The organism is Embleya sp. NPDC055664 (assembly GCF_053618075.1).
On sequence record NZ_JBSHGZ010000035.1, the window covers coordinates 66,119 to 86,336 of the forward strand.

The following is a 20,218-nucleotide window of genomic DNA, read 5'->3' on the forward strand; positions in this document are numbered from 1 at the left end:
TTGCTCAACGACGCACGATGTTGACCGGAGTCACCCCTTCGGACCAGCGTTCGAGCTGCCCGCGGATCAGTCGCAGGGCGCGTGGCAGGAAGGCGGACGAGCTGCCGCCGACGTGCGGGCTGATCAATACGCCGGGGGCGAAGCGCAGCGGGTGGTCGGCGGGCAGCGGCTCGGGGTCCGTGACGTCCAGGGCGGCCCGGAGCCGCCCGCTCCGCACCTCGGCGAGCAGCGCCTCGGTGTCCACGACGGGGCCGCGCGCGACGTTGACCACCAGCGCGCCGTCGGGCAGTCGGGCCAGGAAGTCGGCGTCGACCAAGCCGCGGGTGTCCTCGGTGAGCGGGACGGTGAGGATGATCACGTCGGCGTGCGGCAGCAGGTCGGGCAGTTCGCTCATCGCCCGGACCGGTCCGTGTACGCCGTCGCGCGGGGTGCGCGCGACCCGGACCACGTCCACCTCGAAACCCTGGAGCCGGCGGTCGACGGCCTCGCCGATCGCGCCGTACCCGAGGATCAGCACCCGCTTGTCGGCCAGCGCGGGGTAGAACCCGGCGCGCCACTCCCCCGCGTCCTGGCCGCGGACGAAGCCCGGGATGTCGCGCAGCGCGGCGAGGGTCAGGGCGAGGGCGAGTTCGGCGGTGCTGGTCTCGTGGATGCCTCGGCCGTTGCACAGCAGTACGCCGGGCGGCAGGTACGGCAGCACGTGCTCGTAGCCGGCGGTGAGCGTCTGGATCATCCGGAGGCGGGGCATGTCCGCGATCCGTTCCAGCGTGTGCGGGGCGAACGTGTAGGGCAGTACGTACAGCTCGACCTGGGCGGCGGTGTCGGGGATCGGGCCGTCGGCGCCGTCGTAGACGTCGATGCGGGGGCCCGTGCCGCCCGCGCCGCCGTCGCTGCCTTCGCCGCTCAGCGCGGCGGGGATGGGGGCGAGTTGTTCGAGGCTGTAGGGGACCCAGATCCTGCCGTCGCTGACCATGGCAGGAACTGTAGATGTCGGGCGGCGATGCATCCGCCGGGGGGCGGGGGGCGCATTAGGGTCGAGGGGTCCCGAGATGGTGGGTGGTGTTTCCGGTGCGCAGTAGGCGTCCGAGGGCCGGCTGGTCCTCCCTCGTGCTCGTCGTCGCGCTGGCGACCGGGCTCAGCTCGTGTGGGGGCGGCGGCGAGTCGGCCGATCACCAGGCCACGCCTGTGCGTTCGGCCACGCCCGGGACCGGGGCGCCGAACGTGCCGGCCGGGCCGACCGCGGCCAAGCCGCCCGAGCCGGTCGTCGCCGGGGAGTTGGCCCGGGACCTGAACACGCCGTGGGGTGTGGCGGTGCTGCCGGATCGGGACGCGCTGGTTTCTTCGCGCGACACCGGGACGATCACCCGGTTCGGGCCGGGCACGGTGCCGCCGGTGTCGGTCGGGACCGTGCCGGGCTCGGTGCATCGTGGGGAGGGTGGTCTGCTCGGGATCGCGGTGTCGCCGAAGTTCACGACCGATCACCTCCTCTACGCGTACCTCACCACCGATCGGGACAACCGGATCGTCCGGATGACCTACGTGCCGGGGCAACCGCTGGGGCAGCCCGAGGTGTTGCTCGACGGGATCCCGGCCGGCTCGAACCACAACGGCGGCCGGATCGCGTTCGGCCCGGACGGCATGTTGTACGCGGGCACGGGCGAGGCCGGGCACAAGGAGGCGGCGCAGGACAGGTCGTCGCTCGGCGGCAAGATCCTGCGGTTGACTCCCGAGGGCAAGCCGGCGCCCGGCAACCCGTTCCCGAACTCGCCGGTGTGGAGCCTGGGGCACCGCAACGTGCAGGGCCTCGCCTGGGACTCCACCGGGCGACTGTGGGCGAGCGAGTTCGGCCAGGACACCTGGGACGAGCTCAACCTGATCCGTTCCGGCGCCAACTACGGCTGGCCGGAGGTGGAGGGCGCGGGCGATCGGCCCGAATACATGAACCCGGTCGCCCAGTGGGCCACCGACGACGCCTCGCCGAGCGGCATCGCGATCCTGGGCGACGTGGTCTACCTGGCCGGCCTCAAGGGCGAACGGTTGTGGCAGGCCCCGATCCTGGGCTCCACCGTGGGCGAGCCGAAGGCGTATTTCCAGGGCAAGTACGGCCGGTTGCGCACGGTGGTCACCGTGGGCGGCGAGTTGTGGTTGGTCACCAATATGACGGACGGCCGGGGCACGCCCCGGAAGGGCGACGACCGAATCCTGCGGCTGGTGCTGAGCTGAGGATCGGCCGGTGGGGCGCCTCGGGTCGGCGTCCGAGGCGGGCGTTAGCGTGTGCGCCCGAGGGAGGACATACATGGACCGGGGCCTGGTGTTGGTGCTGCGTGAGCTGTCCGAAGCCGACGCGGCGGGAGTCTTCCCGCGCTTGGCGGGGCTGCGCGGGATCGACGCGATGATGCCGAACGAGGTGTGTCTGTCGGACGCTCTGGTGGCCGAGATCGCCCGGGTCGGCAGCGGCGCGGAGCTGGTACGGGCCGCCGCCAACCCACGCTTGACGGCGAGTCAGCTGTGCCGGCTGATCGAGGCGGGGGGCGACGCGGTGGTGACGGGGGCCTTTCCGCCGGACGTCGAGTCGTCGGACGTGGAGTCGCCGGGGGGTGGGGCGCCTGGGGGTGGGGCGTCGGCCGGTGCGGGTGGCGAGGGCTCCGTGGGCGACGGTTCGGCGGAGGTGCTCGATCGGGCGCGGGCGGAGCTGCGGCGACCCGGCACATCCGCCGAGCGGGCCGTCGAGTTGGTGCGCGCCCATCCCGTTCTCGCGCACACCGCGCGCCAGGCCGGCAGCGTGCGCCTGTTGCACTCGCCCGACGCGCCGGTGACCCGTACCGAGGCCCTGGACCAGGCCGGATCGGCTTTGCGGGCCGGGGTGTTGGCGCCGCGCGAGATCCTGCTCCGGATGCGGCCGGCCCGGGTCGCGGCCCAGGTGCTCGCGGTGGTTTCGCGCGAACACGCCTATGTCACCGGTGAGATGGCCGTGCACGAGCTGCTGCGTCCCGCGATCGTGGCGACCCTGGGCACGAGTTCGGCCGCGTGGGCACATCTGGCCCGGGCACTCGGACGGTTCACGGGCACGCTGCCCGAGCTGTTCGCCGAGTCGACGGCACACACCGGAGAGGCCGCGATCCGGGTGCCGGCCGCTGTACGCCCCTCGGTGGGCTTCCTGCTTCGCCGCCTGAACGAGGACGAACTCACCGCCGTCATACCACACTTGGACGATGCGACGGCCGTCGCGCTGCTCCCGGGCAACGTCCCGCCGCCGGCCCACGTCGCCGAGGCGACGCTGCGGTGCGGCCACCCCGCGCTGTTGGCCGCGTTGGCCGAACACCAGCATGTGGGACGGCAATACGCGAGCCGCCTTCGCGACCTCGGCGACGACGGCCTCGACCTGCTGCTGGTGAACAACGACTCGGGGGTCACCGCCGAGCTGCGCCGGGAGATCTACACCGGCCGGCGACCCGGGCGGCCCGTCGCCCCGATGCACCCGGAGCTGCGCATGCGGCTCATGGAGACTCCGGCCTACAGCGCCGAGTACGAGGCGATGGCCCGGTCCGGCGATCCGGCCGTGGTGGACTTCGCGCTGCCGCGCTGCGAGGCCCGCAAGCTGCGGCGCATCGACTGGATCGACGTGGTGCTGAACCTGTGGGAGCGCGCCGACCCCCTGGTCACGCGCGATGTCCTCGCCCGCCACCGCGACCTGTTCCCGGACCGGATCCGGACCACGGCCGAGGCGGCCCTGGCTGCCGAAGACCCCACGGCCCTGCGGGAGTTGCGCGCCAAGTGGGACCGAGGCCCACGCACCGAACCGCCCGTCCCGGAATACCGCCGCCCACCGGGCGAGCGACTGCGGGACAGCCCCCTCGAACAGTGGCACTCCTGGCTCGTCACGGCCGCCTCGGACGGCGACGTCGACTGCGAGGAGATCGTCCAACACGCCCGCCCGGTCCGCTTCGCCCTCCAAGCCCTGGTCTCCGTGGACACCAACCACTGGTCCAAGGCAAACCCCCGCCCGGCCCTCGCGCGACTCGCGAAACGAATCGGCCCCAACCCGGAGGCATGGGTCGTGTTGGCGACCCTGACCCCCGACTTCGAGGGCACCCTGACCGAACTCGCCGACGTCTGCGCAGCGGCAGCGGGTTAGGCCACAGCGCACACCGAAGCCCCGTCGTAGGAAGGGGACGGGCCTCAGCCCGTGCGCAGCCTTGCCGAGCGGGTCGAGTGCTTTCGGCGGGGGTTGCGCTTTGGGTTGCGGGTGGCCGGTGCGGGGCTGGTCCGAGTCGGTGGTGGGCCGCCGGCGGCATGCGGGGCTCCGAGACCTCGAGGTCCCGACGAGACGGGCGTGTCGGTCGGCGAAAAAGCGACCGGCAGCGGCGGGCGGGGAGGGTGCTCGGGTCGGGTTCGCCGGGCGTGCGTTCCCGGGTGGGCCGGGTGTTTTCGGCGCGCGTTGCGCTTGTGGTCGCGGGTGGCTGGTGCCGGGTTTGTCAGAGTCGGTGATGAACCGCCGCCGGCGTGCGGGGCTCCGAGACTTCGGGCTTCCGGCGAGGCGGGTGTGTTGCTCACGGAAAACCGGCCGGCAGCGAGGGAGCGGGTGGGTGCTCGGGTCGAGTCTGTCGAGGGGCCTTTCGGGGCGGGTTGGTGCGTTTTGGTGGTGTTGGGGGAGGGGTTGGGGTTCGGAACCGGATCTCGGTGGGTGCTTGTGGGCTTCGGGCTTCTGTGACGCCTCACTGCCGGCCGGTTTTCGCCGACCAACGCACCCGTCTCGTCGGGAGTTTCGGGCCTCGGAGCCCCGCACGCCGCCGGCGGCCCACCACCGACTCCGACCGGCCCCGGACCAGCCCACGCAGCCAAGAGCCCGTCTCGCCGGAAGCCCCCAGTCTCGAAGCCCCGCACTCCGCCGGCGGCGCGAACGGCTCGGCCCGTCTGTGGCTGGGCGGCCATCGCGGCGCGGGCGGCGCCCTCCCGTGATGCCGCTAGCCGTCGACCAGGTGCAGTCGGTGCGCCACCGCCGCTGCCTCGCCTCGGCCGGTGACCTGGAGTTTGGCCAGGATGTTCGAGACGTGGACGCTGGCGGTCTTGGCGCTGATGTACAGCTCCTCCGCGATCTGGCGGTTGCTGCGGCCGTCGGCGACCAGCCGCAGGACGTCGATCTCGCGTGGGGTCAGGGTCGGCAGCGTCGTGTCGGACTCGCCCTGGGTGGGCGGGCCGACCCTGGCTCGGCGGCTGAGCAGGTCTATGTGTTCGCGCAGGGTCCTGGCGCCGAGCCGGGCGGCCGTTTCGGCGGCTTCGGCCAGGCGGCGGGCGGCGGCGTCGCGGTTGCCGGTGGCGAGCAGGGTTTCGGCGTGGCGGAAGCGGACCCAGGCGGTGCGGTAGGGCTGTTCGGTCAGCTCCCAGGCGGCGGCGGCCAGGCCCCACAGTTCGGCGTCGTCGGTGCCGGCCGCCCGGGCCGACTCGGCCCTGACCAGCGCGGCGTAGGCCGCGTCGAGCGGGCAGTCGATCGCGAGCGACGCGGCCATCGCCGCGATCCGGTCGGCGATGTCCTGGCGGGTCTTCAGCTCCGATTCGCGTGGGCGCACGGTCGAGGTGCGGGCGTCGGCCTCGTTCGCGGCGGCGTCGGCGAGCAGGGGCCACATGTAGCGCTGGTGGCCGGGTGGGCAGCCGGCGGCCAGTGCCGCGACCAGCGCCTCGCGGGCCTCGTCCAGCCTGCCCTGCGCCTCGGCCACCCGGATCTCCGCGCGGGCCAGCGGGATCGCGTATTGCGCCTCGACGTAGCGCGAACCGGCGGCCAGCCGGGACCGCCGCAGGTGCGCCTTGGCGCCCCGCACGTCGCCCCGGGCCAGGCACAGGCCGACGAGTTGCAGTTCGAGGTGGCGGGTGGTCTGCGGGCCCGGATCGAGATCGAGGGTCTTCTCCACCAGCGTCGCCAGATCGGCCCAGTCGCCGACCGACAGCAGCGACTCGGCCAGGTTGCCCAGTGCGAACGAGCCCGACGTGCGGGTGAGTCCGCGTTCGGCGGCCAGCTCCATCGCGAGTCGCGCGGCCACCGTGCTCTCCCGGTGCCGGCCCAGGCCCTCCAGGAGCGATGCCTTGTTGCTCAGGATGTGTACGCGACTGTCCGGCTCGCTGCTGCGGATCGCGGTCTCCTCGGCGAGGGCCAGCTGCGCCATGCCCTCCTCGACCCGGCCGATCTGTACCAGGCCGCAGGCGAGCGTCTTGCGTGCCTCGGCCTCGATGTCGGGGCTGCCCACGAGCTGCGCGTGCTCCAGCGCGATCATCGCGTCGGCGACCACCTCCCCGCCCTCGCCGTCGAGCATCCGGTCCCGGGCGATGTGCGCCAGCACGCGGGCCTGTTCCTTCGACGGTGGCAGCCCGTCCAGGATCTCCTTGGCCCGGTTCAGCTCCGGCCGGCCCGACGAGCGGCACATGGTGCGCAGACCGCGGGCCTTCTCCCGCCACAGGAACGCGGCCAACTCGGGTTCGGCGACCGGGTCGACCAGTTCGATGGCGCGCTTGCAGAAGTGGATGGCCAACTCGCGCTCGCTGCCCAGCCGGGCCGCGGTGACCGCCTCGATGTAGATGTCGAGCAGCCGGCGACCGCTCAACCGCTCCGGATCGGGCACCTGCTCCCACAGCAGCAGGGCCCGCTCGAGCAGCCGGGTGCGCTCGTCGAAGGCATAGCGCTCACGCGCCGCCTCGGCCGCCGCGAGCACCGCCGGCAGCGCCTTGACCGCCTTGCCGGCGTGGAACCAGTAGGTCGCGATCCGTCCGCGCAGCTCGTCGGCGCCGACCAGGTCGGGGCAGCGCTCCAGGGCCTCGGCGAAGGTCGCGTAGAGCCGGACCCGCTCGCCCGGCATCAGGTCCTCCCGGACGGCGGTGCGCACCAGCGCGTGCCGGAACTGGAACTCGTCGCCCGTCGGCACCAGGACGTGCGCGGACACCGCCGTGCGCAGCGCCTCCTCCAGCCGGTCGGGGTCGAGCCAGGAGACCTCGGTGAGCAGCCGGTGGCCGACCGTGACCCCGCCGATCGCGGCGAGCCGGATCACCTTCTGCGCGTCCTCGGACAACTCCTCGATCCGGATCAGCAGCAGGTCGCGCAACGTGTCGGAGATGCCGGTGAGCTGGCCGTCGCGGATGCTGCACGCCAGCTCTTCGACGAAGAAGGCGTTGCCCTCCGATTTCTGGAAGATCTGCCGGATCAACCGGCGCGGCGGCTCCTCGCGCAGGATGCCGCGCAGCTGGTCGCCGACCTGGGCCCGGGTGAGCCGGGACAGGTCGATCCGGGAGACGTTGTGCACCCGGTCCAGCTCGGCCAGGAACGAGCGCAGCGGGTGGCGGCGGCCGACCGCGTCGGCGCGATACGTACCGATGATCAGGATGCGGCCGGTGCGCAGCAGGCGGAACAGGAAGCCGAGCAGTTCGCGCGTGGACGAGTCGGCCCAGTGCAGGTCCTCGATCGCGATCACCAGGGTGCGGTCGGTGCCGAGCCGCTCCAGCAGGCCGAGCATCAGCTCGAACAGGCGGACCCGGTCGAACTCGCCGTCGCGCGTGATGGTGCCCGGCGCCAGATCGGGCAGCAGCCAGGCGAGGTCGCGCTCACGGCCGGCGGCGGCCTCGGCCAGCTCGGGGCCCATCCGGCGCGAGAGGGTGCGCAGCGCGGCCGAGATCGGCGCGAACGGCAGGCTCTCCGCACCCAGTTCCAGACAGCCGCCGACGGTGGTGACCGCGCCCTGCTCCTCGGCTCGCTGCAGGAACTCCTGGAGCAGCCGGGTCTTGCCCACGCCGGCCTCGCCGCCGACGAGCACCACACCCGGCGTGCCCTCGTCGGCTTCGCGCAGGGCCGTGCCGAACCGCGCCATTTCCAGGGACCGGCCTACGAACACGGGAGAAACCGAAATACTCGCCACGATGCCGAGCATGTCACGTCCCTCCCCCTCGCAGCGGGGTATTTCACGCCCGGCGAAACCCGTTTGCGCAGGTCAGCCGCAGGGTTCCGCCGGGCGTGGCCGGCGTCACGTGCCTGCCTCGCGTCTCTCGCGCTTCTACCGCGCGAACAGGCGCAGATGGGATATCCGCCACCCCGATACGCCGCGATCGGAACTGAGACCGCCGGCACCGTGACCGCTTCGCCGCTCCTCGCGCCGGGCCGCCCGCGCGGCCTTGGCCGCCAACCGGCTCGTGCGCAGCGCCTCGCGGACCACGCGGTCCCGCTCGGCAGTGGCGCGCAGTTCGAGTTGGCGGGTGCGGAAGAGTTCGTATTCCAACATGGTGTTCGACCTCCGGGTCACCGAGCCGGTCCGTCCGGCTCGTGGTACGAGCTTCGCGTCCCAGGGGGGCTGCGGACATCGGTCGGATGCCGCATCCGGGATCACTCGGCTCGCCCGCTACCGATCTAAGGCGCCTCGGAAGAACCCGATAAGGGGGTCGAACAGACCTAGGGAGAACCCCGGTGGAACTTCAGGCACACCGAGGTACTTTCCGACCACGGACGGTGAAGAGCGGCTGAACGGAGGCCAACGGGCGCCGAACACCGGCCCCTGACCGGAAATCGGGACGCCGAAGACCGGCGGACACCGCAGCCTCGGGTCGGTCGGCGAAGGCCGGCCACAGACGCCGAAGAGCCCCCGACCGCGCGCGGCGGTCGGGGGCTCTCGGCACCATCCAAGAAGGCGGCCCGGTCAGGACACGCCCAGGCGCTCCAGGATCAGCTCCCGTACGCGCGCCGCGTCGGCCTGCCCGCGCGTGGTCTTCATCACCGCGCCGACCAGCGCGCCCACCGCCTGCACCTTGCCGCCGCGGATCTTGTCGGCGATGCCCGCGTTGGCCGCGATCGCCTCGTCCACGGCCGCGCCGAGCGCGGAGTCGTCCGAGACGACCTTGAGCCCGCGCGCCTCGACCACCGCGTCCGGCTCGCCCTCGCCGGCCAGTACGCCGTCGATCACCTGGCGGGCCAGCTTGTCGTTCAGCTCGCCGCCCTTGACCAGCGCCGCCACGCGGGCGACCTGGGTCGGGGTGATCGGCAGCGTGGCCACCTCGACGCCGCGCTCGTTGGCCCGCCGGGACAGCTCGCCCAGCCACCACTTGCGCGCCGCGTCCGCGTCGGCCCCGGCGTCGATCGTCGCCAGGATCACGTCGAGCACGCCCGCGTTGACCATCGACTGCATCTCGAAGTCGTTGACGCCCCACTCGGCCTGGAGCCGGGCCCGGCGCAGCGACGGCAGTTCCGGCAGCGTGCCGCGCAGCTCCTCGACCCACTCGCGCGAGGGCGCGACGGGCACGAGGTCGGGCTCGGGGAAGTAGCGGTAGTCCTCCGCCTCCTCCTTGATCCGACCGGCGGTGGTGCTGCCGTCGTCCTCGTGGAAGTGCCGGGTCTCCTGGATGATGGTGCCGCCGTCGGAGAGCACCGTGGCGTGCCGCTGGATCTCGAACCGGATGGCCCGCTCGACCGAGCGCAGCGAGTTGACGTTCTTGGTCTCGCTGCGGGTGCCGAACTTCTCCCGCCCCTTGGGCCGGAGCGACAGGTTCGCGTCGCAGCGCATCTGGCCGAGTTCCATCCGGGCCTCGGACACCCCGAGCGCGCGGATCAGCTCGCGCAGTTCGGCCACGTACGCCTTGGCGACCAGCGGGGCCAGCTCGCCCGCGCCCTCGATCGGCTTGGTGACGATCTCGATCAGCGGGATGCCGCACCGGTTGTAGTCGAGCAGCGAGTAGTCGGCGCCGTGGATGCGGCCGGTCGCGCCGCCCATGTGCAGCGACTTGCCGGTGTCCTCCTCCATGTGCGCGCGCTCGATCTCGACCCGCCACGTCTTGCCCTCGACCTCGACGTCGAGGTAGCCGTCGAACGCGATCGGCTCGTCGTACTGCGAGGTCTGGAAGTTCTTCGGCATGTCCGGATAGAAGTAGTTCTTCCGGGCGAAGCGGCACCACTCGGCGATCGAGCAGTTGAGCGCGAGGCCGATCCGGATCGCCGACTCGACCGCGGTCGCGTTGACCACGGGCAGCGCGCCGGGCATGCCCAGACACGTCGGACAGACCTGGCTGTTGGGCGCGGCGCCGAACTCGGTCGAGCAGCCGCAGAACATCTTGGTCGCGGTGCCCAGTTCGACGTGGACCTCCAGGCCCATCACCGGGTCGTAGGTCTCCAGCGCGTCCTCGTAGGACATCAGGCTGGTGGTACTCACAGGGCGTCGGCCTCCGTCAGCTCGTCGTCGGTCTCGCGCATCGCCCGGATCAGCAGGGCGAAGCCGGTGACGACCGCGGCGGCGCTGATCACCGCGTCGGCGAGTTCGAGCTTGTCGTTCTTGCCGCGCGCCTCCTTGATCTGCTTGATCACGCCGAAGGCGCCGACGAGTTGCATGCCGACGCTGAAGACCTTGCCGATGTTGCTCTTGGGGGCTTTCTTCTTCTTGGCCATATCGACTCCTCGAAAAGTCGCCGGGAAAGTCGGGAAGGATCAGAGCGCGGGCGCGCGGTCGAGCAGCGGGGCACCCCAGCGGGAGAGGTAGCCGGCCTCGACGGCGGCACCCACCTTGTACAGCCGATCGTCGGCCATCGCCGGCGCGATGATCTGCAGACCCACCGGCAGGCCGTCCTCGTCCGCGAGCCCGCACGGCAGCGACATCGCGGCGTTGCCCGCGAGGTTGGACGGGATGGTGCACAGGTCCGCGAGGTACATCGCCATCGGGTCGTCCGCGCGCTCCCCGATCGGGAAGGCGGTGGTCGGCGTGGTCGGCGAGACCAGGACGTCGACCTGTGCGAACGCGGCCTCGAAGTCGCGCGTGATCAGCGTGCGGACCTTCTGCGCCTGGCCGTAGTACGCGTCGTAGTAGCCGGAGGACAGCGCGTACGTGCCGAGCATGATCCGGCGCTTGACCTCGGCGCCGAAGCCCGCCTCGCGGGTCAGCGACATGACCTCCTCGGCGGAGTGCTCGCCGTCGTCGCCGACCCGCAGGCCGTAGCGCATGGCGTCGAAGCGGGCCAGGTTGGAGGACGCCTCCGAGGGCGCGATCAGGTAGTAGGCCGGCATCGCGTAGGTGAAGTTGGGGCAGGAGATCTCGACGATCTCCGCGCCCAGCTCGCGCAGCAGTTCGACGGCCTCGGCGAAGCGCGCCAGCACGCCCGCCTGGTAGCCCTCGCCGGCGAACTCCTTGACCACGCCGACGCGCATCCCGCGCACGCTCCCGGAGCGGGCGGCCTCGACCACGTTCGGCACCGGGGCGTCGATCGAGGTCGAGTCGAGCGGGTCGTGCCCGGCGATCGCCTCGTGCAGCAGCGCCGCGTCGAGCACGGTGCGCGCGCACGGGCCGCCCTGGTCGAGCGAGGAGGAAAAGGCGACGAGGCCGTAGCGGGAGACCCCGCCGTAGGTCGGCTTGACGCCGACCGTGCCGGTGAGCGCGGCGGGCTGGCGGATCGAGCCGCCGGTGTCGGTGCCGATCGCCAGCGGCGCCTGGAAGGAGGCGATGGCGGCGGCCGAACCGCCACCGGAGCCGCCGGGCACCTTCGTGGTGTCCCACGGGTTGCCGGTCGGGCCGTAGGCGGAGTTCTCGGTCGAGGACCCCATGGCGAACTCGTCCATGTTGGTCTTGCCGAGGACGACCACGCCCGCGTCCTTGAGCCGGCGGGTCACGGTCGCGTCGTACGGCGGCCGCCAGCCCTCCAGCATCCTCGACCCGCAGGTGGTCGGCACGCCCTTGGTGGTGAACACGTCCTTGAGCGCGAGCGGTACGCCGGCCAGCGGGCCGAGGCGGTCGCCGCGCGCGCGGGCGTCGTCGACGGCCTTGGCCGCGGCGAGCGCACCGTCGGCGTCCACGTGCAGGTAGGCGTGCACCTTGGCGTCGACGGCCTCGATGCGGTCCAGGTGCGCCTGGGCGACCTCGACGGCGGTGACCTTGCCGTCGGCGATGGCGGAGGCGGTCTCGGCCGCGGTCCAGCGGATGGTCTCGGTCATGGCCGTCACTCCTCTCCCAGGATCCGGGGCACCCGGAAACGCTGCTCTTCGGCGGCCGGCGCACCGGACAGCGCCTCCTCGGGGGTGAGCCCGGGGCGGACGACGTCCGGCCGCATGACGTTGGTCAGCGGCAGCGGATGCGAGGTCGGCGGGATGTCGTCGGCTGCGACCTCGGCGACGCGGGCTACCGCGCCGATGATGTCGTCGAGCTGGGCCGCGAGGTGGTCGAGCTCCTCGGCCCCGAGCTCCAGGCGCGACAGCCGGGCGAGGTGGGCGACCTCCTCGCGCGTGATGCCAGGCATGCAGGCGGGTTCCTTCGGTTTCGTCGGGTGTGGGGGCCAAGTCTATGGCGAAGCGGAAACGGATTCCGTGACGGCCGGACGGGCCGGCGGCGCGGTCCGGCGGCGGGGTGGTCCACCGCCCGACGGCGGGGTGGTTCACGCGGAGTACGGCCGGCTCGGCGGGGCTGGGCGGGTGCGCGAACGCGCGCCGAGGGCGCCGCGGGGGGCGTGGCGGGGGTGTGGCAGGGGTGTGGCGGCCCCGGGCAGGTGCGAATATTTCCGGCCGGATGGCACATCTCGTCGAACAACCCGGAAGTAACTTCACTCAAATGCCAACTTCCGTTACCGACTGGGTAAGAGAACCTTGCGAAGCCACTCTCCGGTCTGCGTCCCCCCGCGTCGATCGGCCCTTCGCACAACTCTTGGGCCCGGCGTCCGAGAGCGCGCTCGTCAAGGACTCGGGGCTTGGGAGGGGACACGATGGCCGCCATCGTGCTGGTACACGGGATCGCGCAGGAATACAGGTCGGCCCACACGCTCGAGGAGGAGTGGGTCCCACGACTGGCCCGGGGAGTGAAGGCCGCAGGTTTTCCCGAGGTCGCGGACCGTCTGTGGAAGTACCGCCACACCCGTCGCGGGATCGACGCGCGGATGGCGTTCTATGGTGATCTGCTCCGCCGGCACCCGTCGCAGAGCGAAATGATCGACGAGGACACCCAGCACGAGGTGACCGCGCGGATAGGCCGCGAATGGCTGGATCGTGCCGCGGTTCGCGGCTCGGTACCGCCGGAACGGCAGCGCGCGGCACGGGAGATCGCCCGCCTGGAGGGCGGGCCCGGGGAGACGGGACGCACCGTCGTGCTCTCCCCCACGTGTGGACTCGCGGGGCTGCGCTGGTTCGCGGCCGACGGCCCGGGCTCGGCCGGCGGATTCGTGAACAAGGCGCTCACCCAGCTCACCCGCTATCTGACGGACGATCAGACCCGGAATCGGGTGCTGGACCGGGTCGGTGCCGAGATCGGCTTCGACACCAAGGTGGTGATCGGGCATTCGCTCGGGGCAGTGGTCGCGTACGAACTCGCGCACCGCTTGCGCAGACCGCTGCCGCTGCTGATCACGCTCGGGTCGCCGCTCGGCCCGGACACGGTGGTCGACTCGTGGGTGCGGCCGCAGCCGGCACAGCCGCCGGCGTTCGTGGAGAACTGGGTGAACCTCGCCGACCGGGACGATCTCGTGGCGGCCGATCCCACGTTGGCCCGGATGTTCCCGGTGCCTACGGAGGGCGGGCCGGTGCTTCGGGGTGGGTACACCGGGGAGCATGGGGCGGAGCCGCACAAGGCGTGTTTCTACCTGCAGCGGCGGGAGATAGGGCGGTCTGTGGGGTTGGCCTTTGGGGTTTAGGTCTCCTTGGGCGGGGCTTGGTTGTTCGCGGTGCGGATGGGCTGCGGCCGGCTGGTCTGGGGCGTGGTCGGGCTGCGGCGCGGCTGTTCGCGCCGTGGCGGCCGGCCTGCGGCCCGCTTGTCCTCAAGCGCCGGACGGGCTACTTGGCCTCAAACGCCGGCCGGGCTGGATGTCGCTCGGTCGGCGTTTGAGGTTGGCGTTTGAGGTCGGGATTGAGGTTGGTGTTCGAGGTCGGCGTTCGGGATCCGTGCCCGGGAGTTGGGTCCGGTCCACGATCGAGGTCGGGGGTTGATTCGGCTCGGTTTGCGATTCGGGCCGGCTATCGACTCGTGGGTCGGGAGTTCGGCTTCCTTCGCGGGCTGCGGCGATGATCGCGGTCACCGCCGGGGTCAGGTCGTTGTCGACAGGATGTCGTGGACTATCGGGCCGGCGGAGCCGCTGCCGGTGATGCCGCCTTCGACCAGGCAGGCGATGGCTACGTTGCCTCGGTAGGCGACCAGCCAGCCGTTGTTGGGGCCGGTCTCGGTCACCTCGGCGGTGCCGGTCTTGGCGCCGACGTCGCCGGGGAGGTCGGCCAGGATCTTGGCGGAGCCGTCGGTGACCGTGGCGCGCATCAGGCCGCGCAGGTCGGCGACCACCGACGCGGGCAGGTCGCGGCCCTTCGCGGTGGGCCGTTGGCCCTTGATCACCACCGGCTGGCGGAACTTGCCGGACACCGCCGTCGCCGTCGCCGACGCCATGACCAGCGGGTTCGCCTGTACCGTGCCCTGGCCGAACATCGCCGCCGACTTGTCGGTCTCGTCCACCGGCAGCGGCACCTTGCCGTCGAACGAGGCGATCCCCGTCTTCCACTCCTGGCCGATCCCGAAGTGGTCGTTCGCGAATCGGCTCAGCTCGTCGTTGCCGAGTTTGCCGCGCAGCGAGACGAACGCCGTGTTGCACGAGTGCTTGAAGTCCTCGCGGAACGTGGCCCCGCGGATCTCCGACGTCTCCACGTTGTGGAACTGCTTGCCCACGGTCAGGTACTTCGGGCAGTCCACCACATCGCTCGGCTGCACCGCGCCCTTGCTCAGCAGCGCCGCGGTGGTGATCACCTTCATCGTCGAGCCGGGTGCGTACCGACCCATGAAGGCCCGATTCATGCCCGTGGTCGGCGCGTTCGCGAGCGCCAGTACCTCGCCCTTGTCGATGCTCACCGCGACCAGGCCGACCAGCCGCCCGTTGGCGTGCTTCGCCACCGCCGCGTCCGCCGCGCGCTGGAGCCTCGGGTCGATCGTGGTGGCCACCGGGCCGCCGCCCGGGGCCGGCTTGGTCGCGCCGAACTCGGCCTCGGTCGAGACGACTTCGCCGGTGGCCCGGCTGATCAGCTGTACCGATCCGCCGCCGGACCCGGCCCCGCCGCCGGCGGCGAAAATCGGGGTCAGCGACGGGTGGTCGGCCGGGGACAGGACACCGCCGTTGCGGTCCAGCACCTTCGCCGCCGGCGCGCCCGCCGCACCCTTGGCCAGCCGGAACTTGGCCTCGGCGCCGAGCTTGGGGTGGACCAGGGCCGGCTGCCACTTCACGATCCAGCCCCCGTCGCCCTTGGCCAACGTGAGCGTCGAGTCGTAGTTCCAGGCACCGAGTCCGGCCACCGGCATCGCCGCACCGAACGGCACCGTGACCGCTCCGGCCGCCGCCCGGGCCGGGCCGGGAGTGAACGTGGGCTCGGTGATCTCCAGGCCGACCGTGAAGCTGCGCAGCGTGGTCTCGGCGGTCGGCGGATCGTCGGTCAGCCGCGCCGCCTCCGCCCAGCGGCCGGCGGCCCAGTGGTCGAGGAAGGTACGCGCGGCCCGGTCCGCCTCGCCGCTCGCCGTGCCCCGCGCCCCGGCCGGGCCGAGCCGGTCGTCGTCCCCGCCCCCGAGCCGGCGATCGACGGCGGCCCAGCCGGTGCCACCGAGGACCAGCGCGCCCGCGACCACGAGGGCCCAGGCGCGGCGGGGCCGCCTGGGGCGGCGCCTGGCTCGGGGCTCCGGTCCGGGTGACCCTGGCGATCCCGGCGACCCGGGTATCGCGTTCACTCCGTGCGTCATCTGCGTCCTCCCCGATCTGCGCGTGCCTCGACAGGAGAACAGGGATTCGACCGGGAGGTCCAAGAGTGTGATCGCACCGGGGCTGATAGCCCGATGGCTATCATTGCTGGTCATGGACCTCCTTCGGCATCTCCGGTACTTCCGGACCGTTGCCGAGGAAGGACACGTCGGCCGGGCCGCCGAGCGACTGCGGGTGGCCCAGCCGTCCCTGTCGCAGCGCATCCAGCGGCTCGAACGCGAACTGGGCGTGCGCCTGTTCGATCGCAACAGCCGGGGGGTCGCGCTGACCCCGGCGGGCCGGGTCGTCCTGGCCGAGGCGGGCGCGTTGTTGGCCGCCGCCGATCGGCTCGGCGCGGCCGTGGCCGGGTTGCGCAGCGGGGCCACGGGCGCGATCCGGGCGGCCGTGCCGCCGGACCTGGGCGGCGCGGCCGTCGCGGCGATCCTGACCGGGTTTCGGGACCGCTCGCCGGGCGGCACGTTGGAGCTGCGCGAGCTGACCACCGCCGGGCAACTGCGCGAGTTGGCGGCCGGCACCCTCGACGTGGGCGTACTGCGCCACCCATGCGCGGTGGCCGACCTGGAGCTGGGGCCGATGTCGTACCAGCCGCTCGGGGTGCTCCTGGCCGCCGGGAACCCGCTCGCGGATTCGACCGAGATCGGGCTCGCCGACCTGACGGGGTGTGAGCTGGTGCTGTTCCCGCGGGAGTTCGCCCCGGCGCTGTACGACGAGACGCTGACCGCATGCGCCCGGCACGGCTGTACGCCGGCGGCGGTGCACGACGTTCCGGCCGGCGACTTCGCGCGGGCGCTGGTGTTGTCCGGCGCGGCGGTGGCGCTGATGCCCGCGACGGCGCCCGAACCGGGCACGGTGTGGCGGCCGTTGGCCGGGACGCCGCTCGCGTGGCGTACCTCGACGGCCTGGCCGCGCGGCGCCGACGGGCCGGCCGTGCGGGCGTTCACCGAGACCGCGCAGGACGCGCTGCGGCGCCACGCCGGGGTGCTCGCCGAACGTCCCGGCCGACCGCTCTTCCCACGCCCTGCCTCGGAGTTCCCACTGTGACCGATCCCCGCACCGCACCCGACGGCGGCCCCGGCGCAGGTCACCCGAGCCCCGGCGCCTCGTCGCCGCGCGTCCTGCGCACCGTCCGGGGGCGCATCACCGCCGCCTTCGCCGACGCCGGCGTCACCGGTGCGCTGCACGCGGTCGACATCGACACGGGTCGCGAGGTCGAGGTGGGTGCGGACACGCTGTACAGCACGGCGAGTCTGCACAAACTGTGCCTGGTCACCACGCTGTTCCGGGAGGCGGCGGCGGGCCGGGTGGAGCTGACCCGGCGGATCGAACTGCCTGCGGGCGCCGGGCGTTCGCCGGGCGGTACCGGCGTGGCCGCGATGCTGGATCCGGTCACGATGTCGCTGCGCGACCTGGCCTCGCTGACGGTGGCGGTGAGCGACAACGCGGCGGCCGACGCGCTGTGGGACGAGCTGGGCCTGGACACGGTGAACGCGACCATGGTCGAACTGGGCCTGACCCGGACGGTGGCGATCGAACCGCTGCGCGAGCTGTACGCGGGCATGCGGGAGGACGCCGGCCCGAACGGCCCGGCGGCGCTGGTCGACCCGGCCGTGGTTGCCCGGCTGCGGGCCCTCGATCCGAACCGCTCGAACCGGGGCACGCCGCGCGACCTGACCCGGCTGCTTGCCGCGATCTGGCGGGACGAGGCGTGCGGGGGCGAATTCGGGGCGGGGCTGCGCCGGGTGCTCGGCCTTCAGGCATGGTCGCACCGGCTGGCGTCCGGTTTCCCGTTCGACGACGTCCGGGTCTCCGGGAAGACCGGGACGCTGCCGACGATGCGACACGAGGCCGGCGTCGTCGAATACCCGGACGGTGGCCGCTACGCGATCACGGTCTGCACCCGCTCGGCGGACACGGCGGCCGCGTTGCCGGCCGCGGACGCGGTGATCGGGACGGTGGGGAGGTTGGCGGTGGATGCGCTGAGGGTGCGGTGAAGGGTGCGGTGAGCGGGAGAGGTCCCGCCGGTGAGGGCGGCTTCGCCGGTCACTCGTCGAGCAGCGTCGCCCAGCGCGCGACGCCGGGGGCGGCGGCCTTGTCCCCCATGAGGTCGATCTCCTGTCGCTGCCGGGCCGCGACGAAGGCGCACAGCGCGGCGCGACCGGCGCGCCGCCACACGGGGAAGCGATTCAGCCAGGCCCGGGCCGACTCGGGAGTGTGGCCACGAAGGAGCAGCCGGTCGTAGAGCCCGGCATACTCGGCCCACGCCGGCCCGATCGCCGCGCGGCCCCAGTCGAGCAGGTACAGCCGGCGGCCGTAACCGGCGTACCTGATCATCAGGTTCTCCGGGTCCAGGTCCGTATGCACGAGCGTGTCGCCGGCCAGCAGGGAACGCTCGTCGCCGGTGAGGTACTTCTCCCATCGTTCGGCGAGGAGCGGCAGTTCGACACCGGGCGGCGGGTCGATGGTCTGTACGTCCTCCAACGTCTCGGCCAGCACACCCAGTTCGCCGGAGCCGGGCGAGAGGTCGAGATGCGTCCCGTCGACATACTCGAACACGAGCACGCACCACCCGTCGACGGCGATCTCCCCGAGCAGCGTCGCCGCGAACCGCCCCACGATCGGCGACACCACCGCCTCCCGCCGCAACCCCTCGGCCACGTCGGTGTCCCCGATCGGCGCACCCTTGGCGAACGCACGGCCGCCTTCCGCGGTGGCCAGCGTCGCCACGAACGGCGACGTGTAGCACGTATCCGGACTCTCGGCCCCGACCACCGTCCCCACGACCGACTCGACGCCCCGCCGAACGGCGCCGGGCAGGTCATCCCATACGTAACGCGTAGTCATGCACATGCCTCTCGATTCGTTCACGGGATCGTGGGGATCACGAGGGTCGCGGGGCCCTCGACCCCGGCGGGGCGGGGCCCGCGGGGGATCGCCCCGCGGGATGGCCATCACCGCTCGTGATCACCGCCGGGTCCCACCGGTGACCGCACAGCCGTCGCCATCACGCCCCACACCCTCCGCCCGCGTAATCGGCGCCCCACTCCCAAGACTTGAGCCCAGACGCCGATCCGTGGGCGACCGCGCGAAGGACCCGGCTACACCGGGAGGTTCACCGCATCGGGCAATCCGGCGAGCACCGACACGGCGGATCCGGGGTGGGCCACGGATCCCGCGCCGAACGCTTGTGCCGCTCGCGCGGCACGACTGGGCGGGTGTGTTGGTCGGCTTAAAAGCGGCCGGCAGCGGCGGACAGGGTGGATGCTCGGGTCGGGTTCGCCGGGCGTGCGCTCCCGAGTGGGTCGGCTGCTTCCGGCGGGGGTTGCGCTGGTGGTTGCGGGTGGCCGGTGCGGGACCGGTCGGAGTCGGTGGTGGGCCGCCGCCGGCGTGGGGGCTCCGAGACTTCGACGTCTCGGCTGAGCGGGTGTGTTGGTCGGCTTAAAAGCGGCCTGCAGCGGTGGGCGGGGTGGGTGCTCGGGTCGGATTCGCCGGGCGTGCGTTCTTGAGTGGGCCGGGTGGTTTCGGCGTGCGTTGCGCTGGTGGTTGCGGGTGGCTGGTGCGGGGCGGGTCTGAGTCGGTGGTGGGCCGCCGCCGGCGTGCGGGGCTCCAAGAGTCGGGGCCCGACGAGACAGCCCCGTTGCTCGGGAAAAACCGGCCGGCAGCGGCGGGCAGGAGGGTACTCGGGTCGAGTCCGCCGAGGAGCCTTCCCGAGTGGGCCGGGCGTTTCCGGCGTGCGGTCGGCGTGTGGGTGACGAGAGTTCACGAAACCGGACGGCGTGGGGGGCCGTGGCCTCGGCGTGAGGGAAAACCGCAGGTCAGCGCGAAGAGGGGAGCGTTTGAGGTGCCTCGGGATCCGGTTTCGACCCTCACTGGGCACTTCCGGTCCTCTCGACGACCCCCGCAACGCCGCAGCGCTCGAAGCCGGCTCCGACCAGGCACATTCGGTCTCCACGCTCGCGTTGAGGGGGTCGGAGCGCACGAAACCGGCACTCGCCACCCGACTTTCCACCCCGACCCCGCAAAACCGCAGGTCACAGCAACTCGAAGTCCACAATCACCCGCCGAGATCCGGTTCCGGACGCCAACCTCTCCCTCAACGCCCCCGAAACGCACCAACCCACCCCGGAAGGCTCCTCGGCGGACTCGACCCGAGCACCCTCCCTGTCCGCCGCTGCCGGTCGCTTTTTCGCCGACCAACACACCCGCCCCGCCGCAAGCCCCAAGTCCCGGAGCCCCGCACGCCGGCGGCGGCCCACCACCGACTCAGACCCGCCCCGCACCAGCCACCCGCAACCAGAAGCGCGACGCGCGCCGGAAACACCCGGCCCACTCAAGAACGCACGCCCGGCGAACCCAACCCGAGTACCCACCCCGCCCGCCGCTGCCGGCCGCTTTTCCGCTGACCAACACACCCACCTCGCCGCAAGCCCCAAGTCCCGGAGCCCCGCACGCCGGCGGCGGCCCACCACCGACTCAGACCCGCCCCGCACCAGCCACCCGCAACCAGAAGCGC

The 20,218-nt window shown here is 72.5% G+C and carries 14 protein-coding genes; 5 read left to right on the forward strand and 9 right to left on the reverse strand.

Annotated elements, in window-relative coordinates:
- Positions 1-4 precede the first annotated feature (4 nt).
- Positions 5-973: a 2-hydroxyacid dehydrogenase gene (locus ACWGR4_RS37935; protein ID WP_452129439.1), complete on the reverse strand. Its 969-nt coding sequence runs from the start codon at positions 971-973 to the stop codon at positions 5-7.
- Positions 974-1,068: 95 nt separating this feature from the next.
- Between ACWGR4_RS37935 and ACWGR4_RS37940 the strand changes: the two genes are divergently transcribed.
- Positions 1,069-2,223, forward strand: coding sequence for a PQQ-dependent sugar dehydrogenase (locus ACWGR4_RS37940; RefSeq protein ID WP_452129438.1), 1,155 nt, complete (start codon positions 1,069-1,071; stop codon positions 2,221-2,223).
- 73 nt (positions 2,224-2,296) lie between these two features.
- Positions 2,297-4,135: a hypothetical protein gene (locus ACWGR4_RS37945; protein WP_452129437.1), complete on the forward strand. Its 1,839-nt coding sequence runs from the start codon at positions 2,297-2,299 to the stop codon at positions 4,133-4,135.
- 829 nt (positions 4,136-4,964) lie between these two features.
- Here ACWGR4_RS37945 and ACWGR4_RS37950 read toward each other — a convergent pair.
- From ACWGR4_RS37950 to gatC, 6 genes are all read right to left on the reverse strand, one after another.
- A complete protein-coding gene (locus ACWGR4_RS37950) occupies positions 4,965-7,871 on the reverse strand; it encodes a helix-turn-helix transcriptional regulator (RefSeq protein WP_452129436.1) in 2,907 nt (968 codons plus the stop codon).
- A gap of 159 nt (positions 7,872-8,030) precedes the next feature.
- The gene (locus ACWGR4_RS37955) at positions 8,031-8,255 is read right to left on the reverse strand and encodes a hypothetical protein (RefSeq protein WP_379995166.1); all 225 of its coding nucleotides are present in this window, start codon (positions 8,253-8,255) and stop codon (positions 8,031-8,033) included.
- Between the two features lie 411 nt (positions 8,256-8,666).
- The gene (gene gatB / locus ACWGR4_RS37960; protein ID WP_452129452.1) at positions 8,667-10,151 is read right to left on the reverse strand and encodes an Asp-tRNA(Asn)/Glu-tRNA(Gln) amidotransferase subunit GatB; all 1,485 of its coding nucleotides are present in this window, start codon (positions 10,149-10,151) and stop codon (positions 8,667-8,669) included.
- Between the two features lie 14 nt (positions 10,152-10,165).
- On the reverse strand, positions 10,166-10,402 hold the full coding sequence (locus tag ACWGR4_RS37965) for a hypothetical protein (protein WP_078975311.1): 237 nt from the start codon (positions 10,400-10,402) through the stop codon (positions 10,166-10,168).
- Between the two features lie 39 nt (positions 10,403-10,441).
- Positions 10,442-11,935: an Asp-tRNA(Asn)/Glu-tRNA(Gln) amidotransferase subunit GatA gene (gene gatA / locus ACWGR4_RS37970; RefSeq protein ID WP_380037625.1), complete on the reverse strand. Its 1,494-nt coding sequence runs from the start codon at positions 11,933-11,935 to the stop codon at positions 10,442-10,444.
- A gap of 5 nt (positions 11,936-11,940) precedes the next feature.
- Positions 11,941-12,237, reverse strand: coding sequence for an Asp-tRNA(Asn)/Glu-tRNA(Gln) amidotransferase subunit GatC (gene gatC, locus ACWGR4_RS37975; RefSeq protein WP_078975313.1), 297 nt, complete (start codon positions 12,235-12,237; stop codon positions 11,941-11,943).
- 459 nt (positions 12,238-12,696) lie between these two features.
- Between gatC and ACWGR4_RS37980 the strand changes: the two genes are divergently transcribed.
- Positions 12,697-13,617, forward strand: coding sequence for an alpha/beta fold hydrolase (locus ACWGR4_RS37980; RefSeq protein ID WP_452129435.1), 921 nt, complete (start codon positions 12,697-12,699; stop codon positions 13,615-13,617).
- A gap of 389 nt (positions 13,618-14,006) precedes the next feature.
- Here ACWGR4_RS37980 and ACWGR4_RS37985 read toward each other — a convergent pair whose 3' ends face one another.
- Entirely contained in the window at positions 14,007-15,689 is a 1,683-nt protein-coding gene (locus tag ACWGR4_RS37985) for a penicillin-binding transpeptidase domain-containing protein (protein ID WP_452129434.1), read from the reverse strand.
- A gap of 112 nt (positions 15,690-15,801) precedes the next feature.
- Between ACWGR4_RS37985 and ACWGR4_RS37990 the strand changes: the two genes are divergently transcribed.
- Both ACWGR4_RS37990 and ACWGR4_RS37995 read left to right on the forward strand, forming a co-directional pair.
- Positions 15,802-16,749 (forward strand): LysR family transcriptional regulator, encoded by a 948-nt coding sequence (locus tag ACWGR4_RS37990; protein ID WP_452129433.1) that lies wholly within the window; start codon positions 15,802-15,804, stop codon positions 16,747-16,749.
- Between the two features lie 74 nt (positions 16,750-16,823).
- Positions 16,824-17,699 carry a serine hydrolase gene (locus ACWGR4_RS37995; protein ID WP_452129451.1) on the forward strand — a complete coding sequence of 292 codons (876 nt, stop codon included), beginning with the start codon at positions 16,824-16,826 and terminating at the stop codon, positions 17,697-17,699.
- A gap of 49 nt (positions 17,700-17,748) precedes the next feature.
- Here the strand turns inward: ACWGR4_RS37995 and ACWGR4_RS38000 are convergent, their stop codons facing one another.
- Positions 17,749-18,549: a phosphotransferase gene (locus ACWGR4_RS38000; RefSeq protein ID WP_452129432.1), complete on the reverse strand. Its 801-nt coding sequence runs from the start codon at positions 18,547-18,549 to the stop codon at positions 17,749-17,751.
- Positions 18,550-20,218 lie beyond the last annotated feature (1,669 nt).